Here is a 19,143-nt window from a genome sequence, read left to right as displayed (position 1 = left end):
GCAGTATCTCCTGAGAATGAATAGTTCTGCAAAAACACCTTAAGGTTGCCGATTTAAGAGTTTAAACATAGGATGATAGGTTTATCCTTTGTTACTGTTCTCTTAACAAAGAATATTCTTCTCATTAATCCTCTGGGATCATTGACTCGCAAGTAATCCTCGTTAAGTATCATTATAAATGTGTGATAATTTCAGTAAATAATTATTTTCCTTTTCTAGGTCATGGGTTAGGATGATGTCTGGAGGGGTTGTGAAAGGAGGCTGTCATGACTACGCTAAGTCTTTCCCAGAAAGAAATTCAAGAGTTAACACCCGAGCAAGTCAACCAGTTGGCAGAGCGTTTGGAAAAGGATGATTACAACAATCCGTTTGAAGCGTTGCAAGATTGGCATTTACTACGTGCTATCTCATTTCATAACTGGGAACTCGTTGAACCTTATCGCTATCTTCTCGATGTGGAAGCATTTGATGAAGCTTAGTTGCAATGACCACGGGGAAACATGTTCTGATTGGCATTGGCGGCGGGATTGCAGCTTATAAGGTCTGTCAGTTAATTTCTCGTTTATATCAGACGGGAGTCTTGATTCGAGTGATTCTGACAGATGCAGCACAACAATTTATTACCCCCTTAACAGTTAGCACCCTCAGTCGTCATCAAGCTTATACAGACACCCATTTCTGGCAAAATTCTGCTCGTCCTTTACATATTGAGTTGGGGGAATGGGCAGATTTATTTCTGATTGCTCCTTTGACAGCAAATACATTAGGGAAGTTAGCCTATGGGTTTGCTGATAACTTACTCACCAATACGGTTCTTGCCTCTCGGTGTCCGATTTTAGTGGCACCGGCGATGAATACGGAAATGTGGGAACAGTCCTCAGTACAACGGAATTGGCAAATCTTGCAAGGGGAGCAACGGTATCATGTTTTAGAACCGACGGGCGGTTTACTTGCTTGCGATCGCGCTGGCACCGGACGCATGGCAGAACCGGATCAGCTGTTGCGCACAGTGCAATCTTTACTTTACAGCCAAGGCAAACGGGATTTTCTGGGCAAGAATGTTCTGATTAATGGGGGCGGGACGCAAGAATATCTGGATCCGGTGCGATTTATTGGTAATCCGGCTACGGGAAAAATGGGTCGCGCGATCGCGCAAGCCGCCATTGATCGGGGGGCAACTGTCACCCTCGTTCATGGGGGAAACACAGACATGCCAATGATTCCTTCACCCAATTTCCGTCTCATTTCTGTGGTGAGTGCAGATGAGATGTATCAAACAATGCTCGCTCATTTCCCAACTACGGATTACACAATTCTTTCGGCGGCAGTGGCAGATGTCAAACCCGCTCACTATTCTCCCGAAAAAGTCCCGAAAAACAATCTTCCTGAGTGTTTGCCGTTAGCCAGTGTGCCTGATATCGCGGCAACCCTAGGAACACAAAAACAACCGCAACAGATTTTAGTTGGCTTTGCAGCACAAACTGGCAATTTTGTCAAGCCAGCGCGGGAGAAAATGGCACGCAAAAATTTAGATTATATTGTTGCCAATCCCATTGATCGAGTAGAAGGAGGATTTGGCAGCGATCAAAATCAGTGCATCATCCTGGGCAAAGCGGGATTGGAACAGTCAATTCCCTTATGCAGTAAGCTACAGTTAGCCCATTATCTTCTTGATCATTTAAAAGCTCAACAAGCATAATCCCTCATCGTCAAAACTTATAGAATTTATCTTTATGTTTGTTGTCTGAATCGCCATTCTGGTCACCAAAGTCAGCCTAGGAATTGAGCCAAAAATACTATGAGTGAAACAGTTTCCAAAAATCCATTCAACATTTTTTCGAGAACGGGAGCGCTGCTGACGAATAATACAGCCCAGTATATCTATAAACGATCGCTGCAAGCGCTATTGACCCTATTTCTAGCTTCTGTTCTTAGCTTTACCATTATTCAATTTGCCCCTGGCGACTATCTCGACACGCTACGTCAGAATCCGCAGATTTCTCCAGAAACCATTGCCGATCTTGAACAACGCTTTGGTTTAGATCAGCCGGTTTTTTTGCAATATTGGTATTGGTTAGGAGGCATTATTACCCGTTTTGACTTTGGCACCAGCTTTGTCTACTCGCGCCCCGTATCGGAGTTAATTTTAGAACGCATTCCCGCAACCTTACTCCTCACCCTATCCTCAATTTTCTTTACTTGGCTCATTGCCATCCCATTAGGCATTATTGGGGCCGTTCGGCAAAATCGTCCCCTTGATCGGTTTTTACGCGTCATTAGTTACCTCGGACAAGGCTTTCCGAGTCTGATTACTGCCCTTTTCCTCCTTTATATTGCTCAAGCGACCACTCCTCTCTTTCCGGTTGGCGGAATGACCAGTATTAATCATAGTAACTTTTCCCTAGCAGGCAAAATTCTAGATATTGGTTGGCACTTGATTTTACCCACCATTGCTTTGAGTATTACGGGCTTTGCTGGTTTACAACGGATTACACGAGGGGAATTATTAGACGTTTTACGTCAAGACTACGTGCAAACCGCCCGCGCCAAAGGCTTACCAGAAAACCGAGTGATTTATGTCCATGCTCTACGCAATGCCATCAATCCCTTAATTACCCTCCTGGGATTTGAATTTGCCAGTTTATTGAGTGGGGCATTTATTGCCGAATTTTTCTTTAATTGGCCAGGATTAGGACGACTGATTTTACAAGCCGTTTTAGCCCAAGATTTGTATCTGGTAATGGCAAGTTTAATGATGGGGGCATTGATGTTAATTGTTGGCAACTTATTAGCTGATTTAGTCTTACAACAAGTCGATCCAAGAATTAAATTAGGAGATTAATCTCGTTAAGTTTAAATATCTTAATGAAGGAGAAGCTCATGTCAGTTGACTCCCTTTTCCGATTCAGCATTACATCCAATCTTTTTGCAGTTGCGCGATCGCGCCTTGCCAAATCTTCAACAGTTGCAGAGTGTTTGAGGAAATCTCCACTAAGGATAATTCCTTTTTCCTCCTAAGATCGCGATCGCGCTCCCAACTAACAAAATAATCGCACCGACTAGAACCAAAAAACTTGGCACTTCTCCAAAAATAAAAAAGCCTAAAATACTGGCACTCACGGGTTCAAATAAAATCGCTAACGTGACAAAGGTTGGTGAAATAAACCGAACCGCCCAATTAAAGCTGGTATGTCCTAATACTTGTGAAAAAACGGCCATCCCAAAAAGATAAATATAAATTTCAGGGGGATAACTCCAGTAATTAATGCCAAAGAAAAAGGGTAGGGGAAGTAAGAAAATGGCTGCGGTGGTATACGCGATCGCGCTATAGTGACCAATGGATAATCCGGAGGCTTGAGCTTGTTTTCCCAGTAATAAATAGAGACTGGCTGACCAAGCCCCGAGTAAGGCTAAAGCATCTCCTAATAGAGGATTGCTTCCTCCCGTTAAACTCCCCGCATCACCAATAGCAATACAAAATCCCCCGCATAAAGCAATTGTAATTCCGACAAGGGTTAAGGCTTTAGGTTTTTCTCTCCACCACAGCCAAGATAAAAGCGTGACCCAAATTGGGTTGGTGGTAACAATAGTTGTAGAAGCAGCAATGGAGGTAAAAGAAAGTGATGTAATCCAAGTGGCAAAATGAAGCGATAAGGTGATTCCTGCCGCGATCGCCCACAGCAAGGCTTGTCGAGAAACAGGAAGCGAATCGTGAGGTTTCGAGAAAGGAACAATAATCAGCGATGCCATGATCAAGCGAGAGGCAGCAATAAATAAACTAAAGCCCAGTCCGCTTTGTTCCGCCACTTCTAAACAAAGCCGGATAAAAATTGCCGCGGTGGAAACACCCACCACACCGAAAAAGAGAACCGTTAACACCGGACCCATTTTTTGGGTTTGCATCATGGGCTGTTGATTATGGGTGATTTGGGAATCATTGCCCCTGGTTCAAACACTAAAACTCAAAGGGCAAGGAAGTTTTCTCTCTTTTTTTAAAGACGACAACTGTCTTGGGAACAACGTTGTTGTTTTTCAGCGACAATGGTTTGAAGATCGGGTCGTCCGGTCAGGGCTAAACGGCGATCTGCCCACAGACCATAAATCCAATCCGCGATCGCGCCAAGAATCGGTAATTTAGTGACAGCGTAAACCCAACCCATTCCTAAAGCTTCATACACCCGACGAAATACTTCAATATCCTTAACAACGGTTCCATCGGGGAGAACGCCGTGAATTCGTCCCATTGCCGTTTCAAAATCAACCCCGCCATTCTCTTCCGGTTGATAGTTCTCATCAGCAATATCAACAAATTTTACTAAACCGCGACCGCCATCTCGCTTCTGCAAAAAATTGACTTCACGCAGACACAAAGGGCATTCGCCATCATAAAGCAGTTTAATTTTCCATTGAGTCGGTTGACCTTGAGACATTACACCAATGCTTGAATATAAGTGGTACCTCCTTTTATTTTAAGAAATGTATCAGAAATAAAAGCGCGATGCTTACTAGCAGAACCAGCAAAGTCATCGCGCTAACCCTTATTCCTTTTACCGATACCAACCCGAATATGAAATTGATTAATTTAGCAATCAGGAATCGGTTGTGAGACAGATGATCAATGCGATAGAAAATGATCTAGGTTACCTGTAACTCATTAATTCACCCTTTAATTGTCACAGTTGGAACTCTAATAGGGCCACTTCCAGTTGCGGATTTCTGGCATATCGATTCCATATTTCGTCACATATTGACGATGTTCAATCAGTTTATCTCGCAGTGCTTGTTTGGCGTAGGCAGCCGCGTAGCCTAACTTCGGAACCCGATCAATGACGTCTTGTACTAAATGGAAGCGGTCTAAATCATTCCGAACCACCATATCAAAAGGCGTCGTGGTTGTTCCCTCTTCTTTATAGCCTCGCACATGGAGATTATTGTGATTCGTGCGACGATAAGTGAGACGATGGATCAACCAAGGATAGCCATGATAAGCAAAGACAATCGGCTTGTCAGTAGTGAAAATGGTGTCGAATTCACGGTCAGTGAGTCCGTGGGGATGTTCTTTTTCCGGTTGCAAGGTCATTAAGTCCACCACATTAACCACTCGTACTTTTAAATCCGGGAACTGCTGACGCAGAATATCAACAGCAGCGAGGGTTTCAAATGTGGGAACATCGCCGGCACAACCCATCACCACATCGGGTTCACTCCCCTGATCATTACTCGCCCAGTCCCAAATACCAATGCCAGCAGTACAGTGTTTAATCGCTGCATCCATATCCAGATACTGCAGTTCCGGCTGTTTTCCGGCAACAATCACGTTCACATAGTTGCGGCTGCGCAGACAGTGATCCGTAACCGATAATAAGGTATTGGCATCCGGGGGAAGATAAACGCGAACCACATCGGCTTTTTTGTTCACCACATGGTCAATGAAACCGGGATCTTGGTGAGAGAAGCCATTGTGGTCTTGTCGCCAAACATGAGAGGTGAGGAGATAATTGAGAGAGGCAATGGGTTGTCTCCAGGGAATTTCATGCCGTGTTGTTTTTAACCATTTGGCATGTTGGTTAAACATGGAATCAATGATGTGAATAAAGGCTTCATAACAGGAGAAGAAGCCGTGTCGTCCCGTTAAAAGATACCCTTCTAACCATCCCTGACAAAGGTGTTCACTCAAAACTTCCATCACCCGTCCCTCAGGAGATAAGTTTTCATCTTCCGGGAGGCGTTCAGCCATCCAAGTGCGGTCAGTCACTTCAAATAAAGCACTGAGGCGATTGGATGCCGTTTCATCGGGTCCCATGACGCGGAAGGTGTGCGGGTTCATTTTCATCACATCCCGCAGAAATTCACCAGAGACACGAGTTGCTTGGGCGTAGGTCGTTCCCGGCTTACTGACTTCCACCGCATAATCGCGGAAATCAGGCATTTTCAGATCTTTTAAAAGGAGACCACCGTTGGCGTGGGGATTGGCCCCCATGCGTCTTTCCCCTTGCGGTGCTAGTTCTGCCAAATCTTGGCGAAATGTCCCATTTTCATCAAAGAGTTCTTCCGGCTTATAACTCTTCATCCACTCTTCCAAGAGAGTAATATGTTCGGGATTATTGGCCATATCCGTGAACGGAACTTGGTGGGAACGCCAGAAGCCCTCCGTTTTCTTGCCATTGACTTCTTTTGGTCCTGTCCAACCTTTCGGACTGCGGAGAATAATCATCGGCCATTGGGGACGTTGAGTAAATCCATTGGTCCGCGCTTCCGATTGAATACTCTTAATTTCTCCCATAATCGTGTCAAGGGTTCCCGCCATCAATTGATGCATTGTTTCGGGATCAGACCCTTCAACGAAGTAAGGCTTGTAACCATACCCGACAAAAAGGTTTTCGAGTTCTTTATCATCCAAGCGAGAAAGAACAGTGGGGTTGGCAATTTTGTAGCCATTGAGGTGTAAGATTGGCAATACTGCGCCGTCATGAACGGGGTTCAAGAATTTATTCGAGTGCCAACTCGTGGCAAGAGGACCGGTTTCGGCTTCCCCATCTCCCACAACACAAGCAGCAATCAAGTCAGGATTATCAAAAACTGCGCCGTAAGCATGGGCTAAAGCGTATCCCAGTTCGCCTCCTTCATGAATCGAACCGGGCGTTTCTGGGGCAACATGGGAAGGCACTCCCCCGGGAAAAGAAAATTGCGTGAAGAGTTTTTTCATTCCTGCTTCATCCGGGGAGATATTCGGATAAACTTCGCTGTAGGTGCCTTCGAGATAGGTGTTGGCAACTAACCCTGGTCCCCCATGACCAGGACCAGCAATATAAATAATATTGAGGTCTTGCTGTTTGATGATGCGATTGAGGTGAACATAAAGAAAATTTAAGCCCGGCGTCGTTCCCCAGTGACCCAGAAGACGGGGTTTAATATGTTCGAGTTTTAGGGGTTCTTTCAGGAGGGGATTATCGTAGAGATAAATTTGTCCGATAGAAAGGTAATTCGCAGCCCGCCAGTAAGCGTGCATTTTTTCTAGTTGTTCGTTGGAGAGGGGTTTGTTTTGAGCGATGGTTGCAACAGTCATAAATTTTTGCGGTGTTACGTTGCGAGTTAGTTCCAATTGTGAAGGATGACTTTGGAAAGCAGGGGGATTTTCTCAGCTTTTCTTTAGTTTTGTATCGGTGCTCATTGTCTTAAATTCCTCAATTTGTCAGCCAAGGGCCAACTCCTGTTAGGTATTAGGGGAGGCGGCACAGAATTTTGCTGAAGAGGTGAGTCAGGGAAATGATAGATTAACTTTATTCGGGCTGAGGAAAACATCAAGATGAGTTACGCGATCGCGCTGAAGCAAGAAGAATCGTATCGGACATATATTTTGTCAGATGAAGACCAACAAAGTCGCTTGGAAATTGTCCCAGAAAGAGGGGCAATTGTCACCAGTTGGTCCATCCAAGGACAAGAAATCTTCTACATGGACTGGGAACGATTTCAAGATCCCGATAAAAGTGTTCGTGGTGGAATCCCCATTCTCTTCCCGATTTGTGGTGATTTACCCGAGGATCGGTATGCCCTTGAGGGACAAACGTATTTCCTAAAACGTCATGGTTTCGCCCGTGATTTACCGTGGGAAGTGAGCGCTCAAGAGACAGACAATGATGCAGCATTAACCCTTGTTTTGAAAAGTAATGACAAAACGCGAGCAGTGTATCCTTTTGATTTTGAACTGACCTTTACCTATCGCCTCAAAGGCAATACACTCACCCTCGAGCAAACTTATCGCAATTACTCAAATCAACCGATGCCCTTTTCCACCGGCTTACATCCCTACTTTTGGGTAGCAGACAAAAATCAAATTCAACTGGATATTCCGGCTAGCCAGTATAAAGATAACATCACTCAAGGAACCTATGATTACCAGGGTCAGTTTAATCTCGACCGAGATGAAATTGATGCTCAACTGCGTCCACTCTCGCGTCAAGTGACAGCATTAGGACTCCCGGAACGAGGTTTCCAGATCAAACTGAGTTTTTCGCCAGCATACACAACTGCTGTTTTTTGGACGGTGAAAGGTAAAGAGTATGCTTGTCTTGAACCGTGGACTGCCCCCCGTAATGCCCTGAATACGGGAGAAGATTTATTAGTGATTCCTCCTTGGGAGAGCAAAGATTTACAAGTGGTATTTGAGATCGCTTAGCAGTTCAACGAATGAGCGTTTGAGGAATGTAATAACAAATGACCAATGACTAATGACTAATGACTAATGACTAATGACCAATGACCAATGACCAACAACAAACCGCAAAGATATTTTAAGATGAAGGATGCTGTGGGTTAGTCAAGAGGATATAAGAAAAACGTGGTGGAACCGCTCAAGATTGGTCTGTTAGGTTTGGGAACGGTGGGAACGGCAACGGCTGGCATTTTGCTTTCTCCAGAATCCCGTCATCCCCTGCTCAAAGAAATTGAAATTGCGAAAGTCGGCGTGAAAACACTCGATAAACTAAGAGGTGTAGACTTTCCGGAAGGGGTACTAACCACTGACTTAGAAGCGATAATCAGCGACCCCAAGATCAACGTTGTCGTTGAACTGATGGGAGGGTTAGAACCAGCGCGATCGCTGATTTTAAAAGCCATTTCCAATCAGAAGCATGTTGTTACTGCCAACAAAGCCGTGATTTCCCGCTATGGGGAAGAAATTTATCGCGCTGCCGAAGCAGCTGGGGTCTATGTTCTCATCGAAGCAGCAGTGGGTGGTGGAATTCCTGTCATTCGCCCGTTGCAACAAGCACTGAGTGTGAATCGTATTCAAAGCATTTTAGGCATTATCAATGGGACAACTAACTTCATTCTGACCAAAATGGCAGCGGAAGGAAGTAACTTTTCAGAAGTCCTGATTGAAGCCCAAGAACTGGGTTATGCAGAAGCCGATCCCAGTGCCGATGTGGATGGTTATGACGCTGCAGATAAAATTACGATTGTTGCCACTTTAGCCTTTGGCGAACAAGTGAACCTCGATGAGGTTTCCTGTGAAGGCATTCGTCAAGTCAGTACAGTGGATATCCAATATGCCCAACAGTTAGGTTTTAAGATTAAACTCCTCGCGATCGCGCAACGAGAAGAAAAAGGTTTACAAGTCAGAGTCCATCCCACCCTCGTTCCCCAAGATCATCCCCTGGCCAGTATTGATGGCGTTAACAATGCCATTCTAGTAGAAGGCGATCCCATTGGACAAGTCATGTTCTACGGACCGGGTGCAGGCGGCGGCGCCACTGCCAGTGCAGTTGTCTCGGATGTGATGAATATTGCCGCCATGATCAAAACCAGCAGCACGGTTAATCCTCTGCTGAAAATTCCTCAACATCCCAGCAGACAACTGGTTCCCATTGCTGAATTAGTGACTCGTTTCTATGCTCGCATTATTTGTGTGGATCGACCCGGTGTGATTGGTAATATTGGCACTTGCTTTGGCAAGCATAATGTCAGTTTAGAATCGATTGTACAAATTGACTTTAACAATGGTCTTGCTGAAATCGTTGTTGTTACCCATAATGTTAAGGAAGACAACTTCCGTCAGGCCTTAGCGGAACTGCCACAACTCGAAGCGATTGATCAAATTGAAATTCCCAGTGTTTTAAGGGTATTACGAGAATGATCAATTCCCACTCCAACGGTATTCTCCAAAATCTAAAGTCAGTTCATAACGGCTTAACATTTCAATGGGTAGCCCTTCTGCAGGAAACAAGAAAGCGCGATCGCGCAGCATAGATAAATTCCAAGTCGTGTCATAAAGGTTTTGCAAAAGTGATGAAAAGGACAATCGCGAATCCAAATCGCGCGATCGCCCTTTCCAACCACTCAAGATAATTCTTACTTCGTCAGACGAGTTAACACTTGGTTAGAACGCTCAATAAACTGTTGCATTCCTTCGGCGTCAAAGGCTTTTTGTGCCATTAAAGCTAAGTCGTACACATGACGACACATCATTTTTGCTAATTCACCGGTCGAGGATTGCCCACTACTACTTTGAATGATTCCTCCTTGACTGAGTTTAACAATATTTTGAATCAAGGGATGAGCGGTATTAACCACTAAAACGTGCTGTTCCGGGAACTGCATTGACTGTTGTTGGATTAATGCCGTCATTTCCTGCATCCGGCGCATCGCTTCCGGTAAAAGGACCATTGCTGGAGGTGAATTTTGTGGATCGTCCGCTTTGATCGCTTGGGTTTTGACATTGACGTTGGAGTTATTAATCGCGTTTTCAAATAACTCTTTAACCACTTCGTTGCGGGTTTTATTCGTCTGTGGATCAACAATTTCTCCCCCTTGGTCATTTTCCACCAAGGTATCGTCTAATTCAGCGTCCACTCGGGTAAACTGCAAATCAGAATATTCTTTTTCCAGGAAAGGAATGAAGTAGTTATTGTCAATAAACGAGTCCATAAACAGGACTTCTAAGCCTTGATTTTTGTACAGTTCCACATAAGTGCCTTGTGTGGAAGGATCGGTACAGTAAAAGACTCGATTTTCGTGCTTGTTTTTGTTCCGTTCCAGGTAATCTTTGAGAGTAGTGTAGTAATACCCTTGTTCATCAGTTGCTTGTTGGGTAGGTGTTGCATCTTCCCAAGCATCATCCCCTTCTTTTTGCACTTCTACTTGTGGCGTATTGCCTCCTAAGTTAGCAGTGCTACGGAAGATAATAATATCCTCCACTTGTTTTTTAAATTTCTCATCTCGTAACGCACCATACTTCACAAAGGTTCCCAAATCTTGCCAGCTACTGATATATTTTTTGGGATTATCTTTGTAGAGAGATTTGAGGCGGTCACCGATTTTTTTCGTAATATAATCGGCAATTCGGCGGACGGTGCGGTTAGCGGTTAAGGCGCTACGAGAAACGTTTAAGGGGATATCTGGACTGTCAATGACCCCCCGCAGAGGAAGCAAGAATTCGGGAATAATTTCTTCGCAATTGTCGCTGACAAAAACTTGGTTACAGAACAGTTTAATATGTCCCCGACTGACATCAACATCGGGTTTTAATTTCGGGAAATAGAGAATTCCTGTGAGGAGAAACGGATAGTCAGTATTGAGGTGAACCCATAGTAAGGGATCTTCTTGATAGGGATATAAATAACGGTAAAATTCGAGATAGTCTTCGTCGGTTAAATCGCGGGGAGATTCTTTCCAAATTGCCCGCTGACGGTTAATTGCTTCCCCTTCTAACTTAATGGGAACCGGCATAAAATCACAGTAGGTTTTCACCAGTTGGCGAACCCGCTGTTGTTCAGCGTATTCTTTCTCTTCTTCTAAAAGCGTAACAGTAATCGTTGTCCCGCGAGTTTTCCGATCCGAAGCTTCTAATGTGAATTGAGGCGAACCGTCACAACTCCAATGTACCGGTTCGGCACCTTCTTGATAAGAGAGGGTATCAATTTCAACTTTTTCCGCCACCATAAAGCAGGAATAAAACCCCAGTCCAAAATGACCAATTAATTGGTTGGCACTGTCTTGGTATTTTTGGATAAATTCTTCTGCACTGGAAAAGGCAACTTGGTTGATATATTTCTTAATTTCATCAGCTGTCATGCCAATGCCATTATCGGAAACCGAGATTTGTTTTTTCCCTTGATCCAGATTAATTTTGATTTCTGGTTCTCCGAGTTCTCCTTGGAATTCCCCAGAAAGGGACGCCATTTTTAATTTGCTAATGGCATCAACCGCATTAGAAATCAATTCCCGTAAGAAGATTTCGTGGTTTGTGTAGAGAGATTTTTTGATAATGGGGAAAATATTTTCACTATGAATCGTGATTTTTCCCTGTTCGAGAACAGTCATAGGTTTTCTTTTATTTTTACAGCTAACGTCATATCAAAATTGTGCGCGATCGCGCGATCATCGCAAATCCCAAATTCCCGTGCTTCTGCCATTCGGGTTTCCCTACTTATGAATTAAAGAACTGGTTAACGGTTAATTGTCGTTTCGGGAAAGTGCGCGATTGCATCAGGTCATCCCCTCTAAACGGTTGTATTTCATATTCTCCGATGCACCTGAAGCTGATAAAAACAGAGTTGTTTCTATTTCAGTCAGCTTAAAAGAAAGAAACAACTCTCGTTAAATTACAAGAACAGAACGTTCGCTAAACTTGTTTTTCTACCTCCGCAATCTTCAAAATCGTTTTTAGAACCGAGTCGGGGTTAAGACTCATCGAGTCAATGCCGGCTTCCACCAAGAATTGGGCAAACTCAGGATAATCACTCGGTGCTTGACCACAGATGCCAATTTTACGACCTTTTTTCTTCGCACTTTCAATGGCAAGTTTGACCATCCGTTTCACCGCTTCATTGCGTTCATCGAACAGATGCGCCACTAACGCCGAATCGCGGTCTAAGCCCAAAGTCAATTGGGTTAAGTCATTCGACCCGATTGAGAAGCCATCAAACACTTCACTAAATTCATCCGCGAGAATGACATTACTCGGTAACTCACACATGACATAGACTTGTAAGTCATTCACTCCACGTTCTAAACCATGTTTTGCCATTTCTGCCAGGACGTTTCGTCCTTCTTCGGGGGTGCGACAGAACGGAATCATCGGAATGAGATTGGTTAAGCCCATTTGGTCACGGACTTTTTTCAGGGCACGACATTCCAAGGCAAAGGCTTCCCGATAGTTGGCATCGTAGTAACGGGATGCGCCACGCCAACCTAACATTGGGTTTTCTTCTTTCGGTTCAAACTGCTGACCGCCGATCAAATTCGCGTATTCGTTGGTTTTGAAATCCGACATACGCACAATAACCGGTTTGGGATAAAAGGCAGCAGCAATCATCCCAACGCCACGGGCAAGTTGATCCACAAAGAAATCGGGTTTGTAATCATAGTCAGCAGTAATGTCGGCAATTTGATCTTGGACGCGTTCATCTTCAAGTTGATCAAAATAGAGTAAGGCTAAGGGATGGACTTTAATGTGGTTGGTAATGATAAATTCTAAGCGGGCTAATCCCACGCCATCAGCAGGAATGTTTGCCAGAGAGAAAACTTGGTCGGGATTCCCAATATTCATCAAGATTTGGGTGCGGGTGCGCGGTAAGTCATCTAAGGTTGCTTGTTCCACATCAAAGGGGAGTAAGCCCTCATAAACTTTCCCTTCTTCTCCTTCACTGCAACATACCGTTACCGCTTGTCCAGCCGCGATCGCTTGGGTGGCGTTGCCACAACCGACAATGGCTGGAATCCCCATTTCTCGGGCAATAATCGCAGCATGGCAGGTGCGTCCCCCTTGGTCGGTGACGATCGCGCTGGCTTGTTTCATAATTGGTTCCCAGTCGGGATCGGTGCGTTTGGTGACTAAGACTTCTCCGGGTTTGAAGCGATCTAAATTTTTCACATTGACAATCACCCGTGCTTTCCCTTGTCCAATACTCGCACCCACACTCCGTCCGGTGGCTAAAACGGTGCTATGATCTTGCAGGTGATAGGTTTCGAGCAAATTGCCAGCTTTTTGAGACTGTACTGTTTCCGGACGGGCTTGGACAATAAACAGTTCACCAGTGATCCCATCTTTCGCCCATTCAATATCCATGGGGGTGTTTTGTCCCCGTAAGTTGGAGTAGTGGTCTTCAATTTCAATGACCCAGCGACTCAGTTGTAGAACTTCTTCATCGGTCAAACAAAATTGCGCGCGATCGCGCTGAGACACGGCAATATTCCGGGTGTGTTTTGACCCTTCCATGTCATAGACCATTTTCATGCCTTTGGTTCCGAGGCGTTTTTCCAGAATCGGCTGATACCCTTCTTTTAGCGTGGGTTTAAACACCAGATATTCATCGGGATTGACTGATCCTTGAACGACATTTTCCCCTAAACCATAAGCGGCGGTGATCAAAGCGGCATTTTTAAAGCCGGTTTCCGTATCAATGGAGAACATCACCCCGGCACTGGCTAAGTCGGAACGCACCATTTTCTGCACGCCCACTGAAAGGGCAACGGATAGGTGATCAAAGCCGTGGTTTTCCCGATAAGAAATGGCACGGTTAGTAAAAAGGGAAGCAAAGCATTTATGACACGCTTCTAACACCCCTTGTACCCCGTGGATATTGAGATAAGTTTCTTGTTGTCCCGCAAAACTGGCTTCTGGGAGATCTTCTGCCGTTGCACTCGAACGCACGGCAACATCGGTTTCTTCCCCGTAGCGGTTGCAGAGTTCTTGATAGGCTTCGGTAATCGCTTGTTTTAATGAGTCGGGAAATGGAGTATGTAAAATCAGCGATCGCGCTTTCTTACCCGTTCGCTGTAAACTGTTGACATCATTAATATCCATCCGAGAAAACAGTTCTCGTAGTTTCTCTTCAATTCCGGCATTCGCAATGAAGTGGCGGAATGCATTCGCGGTTGTGGCAAACCCGTCCGGAACATTGACCCCTTTGGTTTTCAATTGTTGGATCATTTCTCCTAACGAGGCATTTTTGCCACCAACAATTCCCACATCTTGATTATTAACTTGTTCGTACCAGAGGATGAGGGCGGTTTCTTTCCTCACATTTGCCGCATCTTTTGACAAGGCATTGACCATCGTTTTCCCCTCCTTTTCTTATATTTTTATTCTATTAAGTTTGTCAAAGTATTCGATTATCTCTTATTATTTTTTGATAAATGTTTCTTAACAAATAAAAAGAATTCTTTTTTATAGAATTTTATAAAACATAATAAAAAGTACCAAAAAATTGTATAATCCCCTACGGGAATAGTGAAAAAAAAGAAGACGGTTTTCTAGAAAAAAGTTATGATTTGAGTCAGAGCTAAGAGTATCGCTTCTATTGAAGCCAGCTCCAGCTTCTGACCATTGGTAATTATTCAGCTCCTTATTGCTGGATTTAGTATTAATAATCAAGCACTATCATGTCCGTCAATCCTTTTCCTCATCACACCAAAATCGTTGCCACGATTGGTCCGGCGAGTCAATCAGAAGCTGTCATTCGGCAACTCATTCAAGCGGGAATGAGCGTTGCTCGCTTAAATTTTTCTCACGGGAGCTACGATGATCATGCCGCTATGATCGCGCGGATCAGACAGATTTCCCAAGAACTAGATACCCCGATTACGCTTCTCCAAGACTTGCAAGGACCGAAAATTCGCGTGGGAGCGCTTCCCCAAGGAGAAGTGACGTTGAATGCGGGAAAAACAGTTACCCTGACACCGAGCCTGGAAACCAGCGATGCCCCAGATGTCATTCCCATTGACTATCCTCATCTAGCAGAAGAAGCGCGCCCGGGAGCGCAAGTGTTACTCGATGATGGACTGCTTGAACTAGAAGTAGAAGCGATCACTAACGCACAAGTCGAATGTCGAGTAATTAACGGTGGAATTTTGAAAAACCGCAAAGGCGTTAACTTTCCCAACTTAAACTTGAGTCTGCCTTCCCTAACCGTTAAAGATCAACAAGACTTAGACTTTGGCATTAAACAGGGGATTGACTGGGTTTGCTTAAGTTTTGTCCGGGGTGTAGAAGATATCCATCACCTGAAAGGATTTTTGCAGTCTCGAGAAGCTAACATTCCTGTAATCGCTAAAATTGAAAAACCCCAAGCCGTGGAACATCTCGATGCCCTAGTCGATGCTTGTGATGGCTTAATGGTGGCGCGCGGCGATTTAGGGGTAGAAATTCGCCCAGAAAAAGTCCCTCTCCTGCAAAAGAAAATTATTCAAACTTGTAATCGCAAGGGAATCCCAGTGATTACCGCAACCCAAATGCTAGAAAGCATGATCCATTCCCCACGCCCGACTCGTGCAGAAGCGTCGGATGTCGCCAATGCCATCATTGATGGAACGGATGCGGTTATGCTATCAGGAGAATCGGCTGTGGGCAAATATCCTGTGCAAGCGGTGGAAATTATGGCGCGGATTGCCGAACAAGTGGAACCGGAAATTGAATTTACCGATCATCCACCTGCCGAAAATACAGAAACTCATGCCTTGAGTGAAGCCTTAAATTCCATTGATAAGATGATGAATTTGCGCTGTATTGCTTCGTTTACTACAACGGGTTACACCGCGCGGATTGCCTCAGATGAACGCCCACGAGCGCCCATTGTTGCCTTTACGCCGACTCTGGCAGTGTACCATCGCTTAAATTTAATTTGGGGCGTCAAACCTTTACTATTGCAGCCAAAAGAAGAAGGGTTAGAACCCTTAATTATGCAGATGGAAGCGTGTTTGTTAGAACGCAACTTGGTCGCATCGGGCGATAAAATATTAATCCTGGGTGGCTCTCCAGTACAACGAACTAAAGGGACCAATTTCTTGAAAATTCATTCTATTTCTTAACCAAGTTAGTTATATTCAACTAATGTCCAATATCGAGGATCTCCCGGAAATTGAGCAACCACTTTCACGGGAGAATCCCCTACCTTTAATTTTTCCATAAATAAATCATCCAAGCGAGTGAGTTGAGTCCACTCATTCGTTTCCGTATTTAAAACTTGTATATCTATAGCATTTTGGACTTTTAGTTTGAATTCTACCATTTTATGGTTAGGTAATTGATAAGTGAGGGGTGTGTATAAATATCCTTCGTTTTCTTGAAATTTAATAGAAGTTTTTGGAAAAGGAGAATTAATAGAAGTGGCTGTTATTTGGTAAGTAAGAATATGAACATAGTCTTGAGATTGTGTTGAATTTGCAAAAATATCCAATTTATATTTTCCTAATTCTGGAAATGTGCTCTGTATAGTAACTGTTTTTCCTTCTTTCTGCACTAAATTGTAATGATCAGGTATATTTTGATTGTTCTTTTTTAGCGCCGTAACTACTGTTGTTTTTTGGGGAACCGACAAAATAATTTGACTTTGATTTCCCATTTTAATTTCTCTTTTTCGATGAGAAACTAAATCAATATTTTTTTGAAAAAAGCCTGGAGAAACATCGGGTAAATCTTCAAAGTTTTCCCGGGTATAAGGATTGGCTAGGAGTTGCCAAGCTGAATCGGCAGGAAAATGATTAAAAATAAACTGTTCAGGTGGAGTCGCAAAATAATAGGGATTAAATTTCTTACGAAATTGAGTTTCTGTAACAGTTCCTGCTCCCCAAGTAGCATCTAATAAATACCATTGATCCTGAATTTTTACTGCATTCCAAGCATGATTAATCGCAGTATCTCCGACAATATAACTGCTTCCAGTTGCTGTTCCTTCAATAATTACTACATCTAATCCCATTTCTTGAGCTAGTGCTTGGTATAAGTTAGCGTAACCTGAACAAATAGTCTTGCGTTCCTTTAAAACAGTGGCAGGATTAACATCAACTAAATCAATATTATTAAGGGACATTCCCACATCGTAAGCAATGTTATTAGTAATCCAAGTATAGATAATTCTTGCTTTTTCTGTTTCTGTTTTTGCCTTGGAGGATAAAATTTTGGCAAGTTCTCGAATTGAAGATCCCTCATATTTAAGATGGAAGGCTTTTTGATCAATGTACCGCAAATGCTGATCATCAAGAGCGTTAATGTTCCCTGCTTTAATGTCAGAAAAGATAATCTTTGGCTGTGATAAATCAAACCAAGGAGTGGGATTGGGAAATAATGAAGACAAGTGATTACGGCATAAAAAAAGCATCATAATCCCAAATCCTATGACTAGTCGAGAAACACTAGTATACTCAGACCGATGATATTTCTTCTTGCGGCAAGAAGAACGCCTTTTAGGATGACGAAAATTCATTGTTTAAAGTAATCTATAACCCCAGTGAATATTGATTTAAAGTATAAAATAACTTTATCGTGAACTTCAGGGGTTATTGATAAACTGTAAAATAATGACGTGAAATGAAATAAACCTTATGAAGGATCAATTATTGCAGTGGTTAGATCGCGTCTTGATGTTCGATTTATTTCTTGTGCTGGGCAGCTTCTTTTGGTTCGCGATCGCGCTGATTGGACATTCGGCAGACATTCCCCTAGGGTTGAATTTGTGGTACCAACTCTGGGAACCTGTCTTTACTCCTGCTTTAGGAATTTTGATGTTGGGGGCAATTGGGAACGGGATTGTTCGTCAAATTTCTAAGCGTTTGAGTCAGTAAATGCACCCCAGAGAAGACCCAGTGAGATTAGGAGACCACTTTCTCTAAGGTTTGCGCGATCGCGCTGCGTTGTTCTTCATCGTAGCCCCAGCGCTCAAAAAAGGCGACTGCTGCTTCTCCTTTTCCAGTCAGCGCACTCTCTCGCATTTGTTGAGCTTTTTCTTGTATCCATTCATTGTTCAACTGCTCGATTAAATGAATGCTGCGTCGTTGCACGCGATCTGAGCCTTGTGCCATACTTTCGTTATCTTGGCGGCGGTGTGCCATCGCCATTGCCGTGGACATGGCGACGTTTTTAACTAACAATTCACTCACTAATTCAGGAGCGGTTTTTAAGCCGGCTAACACGGCAGCTGGAGGTTGATCGGCAACAGGAGAATCTGCGGTGAGGTAGGTGACAAAAAATCCCCGCGCCCCATTAGAAGTTGTCACCAAAGCACGAATGGTCTCTTGGAGTTGGCTGGAATTAATTTCCTCATTTTCCATCTTCACGATTAAGTCTTGAGTTAGGGTGATCGCATCTTCAAACGTGACGTTATCAGGAACTTTAAACTCAGTTGGACTCATGATTGGGTTACCCTTATCTTCTTGCCCTGATAATAACAAGAATCATGACTGACTCCTGATCAGAGCAAGAATTTTCGTTTTAATATCGGGTTAAAACAGGAACGAATCATAAAGTGATGAAAGAAGAATTAATCCTTTACAATCAAGCCAAAGAAACCCGAGCATTAGCCAATCATATTGTCGGCGATCTCCTCGCCGTCAGTTTAAGAAAGGACAAAATGTCGAGTACATTTCTCAAAACGCTCGCAGGGGAAGTGGACGATTTAATTGCGCGATCGCAAGCATTAAAGCAAAACTTAAGTCAGTTAGCTATTGAATTAGAAAACAGCGCACCAAACCAGTGATGATTAATGATTTACGTTTGAGATCAAGTATTGGGAGAGTAGCCAACTCAGTTCAACAAAAGATCCGTGGGACTCCCCCACCTCGGAACAGGTGGGGGAGGAAAGCGGGTGAGTCGATACCGCTCGATGCGGTTGAGACTCACATTTTCTTAGGCTACACATAAGCCATTCG

Annotated in this window: 16 protein-coding genes; 8 read left to right on the top strand and 8 right to left on the bottom strand. The window is 43.8% G+C overall.

Features of this window, described 5'->3' with window-relative positions; translation table 11 throughout:
* Positions 1-266 precede the first annotated feature (266 nt).
* From GVY04_10985 to GVY04_10975, 3 genes are all read left to right on the top strand, one after another.
* Positions 267-479 carry a DUF2555 domain-containing protein gene (locus GVY04_10985; protein NBD16635.1) on the top strand — a complete coding sequence of 71 codons (213 nt, stop codon included), beginning with the start codon at positions 267-269 and terminating at the stop codon, positions 477-479.
* Positions 480-484: 5 nt separating this feature from the next.
* Entirely contained in the window at positions 485-1,699 is a 1,215-nt protein-coding gene (coaBC, locus tag GVY04_10980; protein ID NBD16634.1) for a bifunctional phosphopantothenoylcysteine decarboxylase/phosphopantothenate--cysteine ligase CoaBC, read from the top strand.
* A 99-nt stretch (positions 1,700-1,798) separates the two neighbouring features.
* A complete protein-coding gene (locus GVY04_10975) occupies positions 1,799-2,842 on the top strand; it encodes an ABC transporter permease subunit (protein NBD16633.1) in 1,044 nt (347 codons plus the stop codon).
* Positions 2,843-2,991: 149 nt separating this feature from the next.
* On the opposite strand, the gene GVY04_10970 is transcribed toward GVY04_10975, so the two are convergent.
* The 3 genes from GVY04_10970 to GVY04_10960 form a co-directional block, all read right to left on the bottom strand.
* Entirely contained in the window at positions 2,992-3,903 is a 912-nt protein-coding gene (locus GVY04_10970; GenBank protein ID NBD16632.1) for an EamA family transporter, read from the bottom strand.
* An 89-nt stretch (positions 3,904-3,992) separates the two neighbouring features.
* The gene (locus GVY04_10965; protein ID NBD16631.1) at positions 3,993-4,430 is read right to left on the bottom strand and encodes a DUF393 domain-containing protein; all 438 of its coding nucleotides are present in this window, start codon (positions 4,428-4,430) and stop codon (positions 3,993-3,995) included.
* A 257-nt stretch (positions 4,431-4,687) separates the two neighbouring features.
* Complete coding sequence (locus tag GVY04_10960; protein NBD16630.1) at positions 4,688-7,066, bottom strand: phosphoketolase; 2,379 nt, start codon at positions 7,064-7,066, stop codon at positions 4,688-4,690.
* A 240-nt stretch (positions 7,067-7,306) separates the two neighbouring features.
* Between GVY04_10960 and GVY04_10955 the strand changes: the two genes are divergently transcribed.
* The gene (locus GVY04_10955) at positions 7,307-8,176 is read left to right on the top strand and encodes an aldose epimerase (protein ID NBD16629.1); all 870 of its coding nucleotides are present in this window, start codon (positions 7,307-7,309) and stop codon (positions 8,174-8,176) included.
* 162 nt (positions 8,177-8,338) lie between these two features.
* Positions 8,339-9,634 (top strand): homoserine dehydrogenase, encoded by a 1,296-nt coding sequence (locus GVY04_10950; GenBank protein NBD16628.1) that lies wholly within the window; start codon positions 8,339-8,341, stop codon positions 9,632-9,634.
* Here the strand turns inward: GVY04_10950 and GVY04_10945 are convergent, their stop codons facing one another.
* The 3 genes from GVY04_10945 to ppsA form a co-directional block, all read right to left on the bottom strand.
* A complete protein-coding gene (locus GVY04_10945) occupies positions 9,635-9,841 on the bottom strand; it encodes a hypothetical protein (GenBank protein ID NBD16627.1) in 207 nt (68 codons plus the stop codon).
* A gap of 8 nt (positions 9,842-9,849) precedes the next feature.
* Positions 9,850-11,820 carry a molecular chaperone HtpG gene (htpG, locus tag GVY04_10940; protein NBD16626.1) on the bottom strand — a complete coding sequence of 657 codons (1,971 nt, stop codon included), beginning with the start codon at positions 11,818-11,820 and terminating at the stop codon, positions 9,850-9,852.
* Between the two features lie 301 nt (positions 11,821-12,121).
* On the bottom strand, positions 12,122-14,557 hold the full coding sequence (gene ppsA, locus GVY04_10935) for a phosphoenolpyruvate synthase (protein NBD16625.1): 2,436 nt from the start codon (positions 14,555-14,557) through the stop codon (positions 12,122-12,124).
* 326 nt (positions 14,558-14,883) lie between these two features.
* Here ppsA and pyk point away from each other — a divergent pair, with 326 nt between their 5' ends.
* Positions 14,884-16,308 carry a pyruvate kinase gene (pyk, locus tag GVY04_10930; protein ID NBD16624.1) on the top strand — a complete coding sequence of 475 codons (1,425 nt, stop codon included), beginning with the start codon at positions 14,884-14,886 and terminating at the stop codon, positions 16,306-16,308.
* 5 nt (positions 16,309-16,313) lie between these two features.
* Here pyk and GVY04_10925 read toward each other — a convergent pair whose 3' ends face one another.
* Entirely contained in the window at positions 16,314-17,600 is a 1,287-nt protein-coding gene (locus tag GVY04_10925; GenBank protein ID NBD16623.1) for a transglutaminase, read from the bottom strand.
* Between the two features lie 220 nt (positions 17,601-17,820).
* Here GVY04_10925 and GVY04_10920 point away from each other — a divergent pair, with 220 nt between their 5' ends.
* Positions 17,821-18,060 carry a hypothetical protein gene (locus tag GVY04_10920; protein ID NBD16622.1) on the top strand — a complete coding sequence of 80 codons (240 nt, stop codon included), beginning with the start codon at positions 17,821-17,823 and terminating at the stop codon, positions 18,058-18,060.
* A gap of 27 nt (positions 18,061-18,087) precedes the next feature.
* Here GVY04_10920 and GVY04_10915 read toward each other — a convergent pair whose 3' ends face one another.
* Entirely contained in the window at positions 18,088-18,627 is a 540-nt protein-coding gene (locus GVY04_10915) for a hypothetical protein (protein NBD16621.1), read from the bottom strand.
* A 113-nt stretch (positions 18,628-18,740) separates the two neighbouring features.
* On the opposite strand from GVY04_10915, the gene GVY04_10910 reads away from it, so the two are divergent.
* Complete coding sequence (locus GVY04_10910; GenBank protein NBD16620.1) at positions 18,741-18,971, top strand: hypothetical protein; 231 nt, start codon at positions 18,741-18,743, stop codon at positions 18,969-18,971.
* Positions 18,972-19,143 lie beyond the last annotated feature (172 nt).

Source organism: Cyanobacteria bacterium GSL.Bin1, from assembly GCA_009909085.1.
Classification (GTDB): domain Bacteria; phylum Cyanobacteriota; class Cyanobacteriia; order Cyanobacteriales; family Rubidibacteraceae; genus Halothece.
This window is presented reverse-complemented; position numbering and strand designations above follow the sequence as displayed.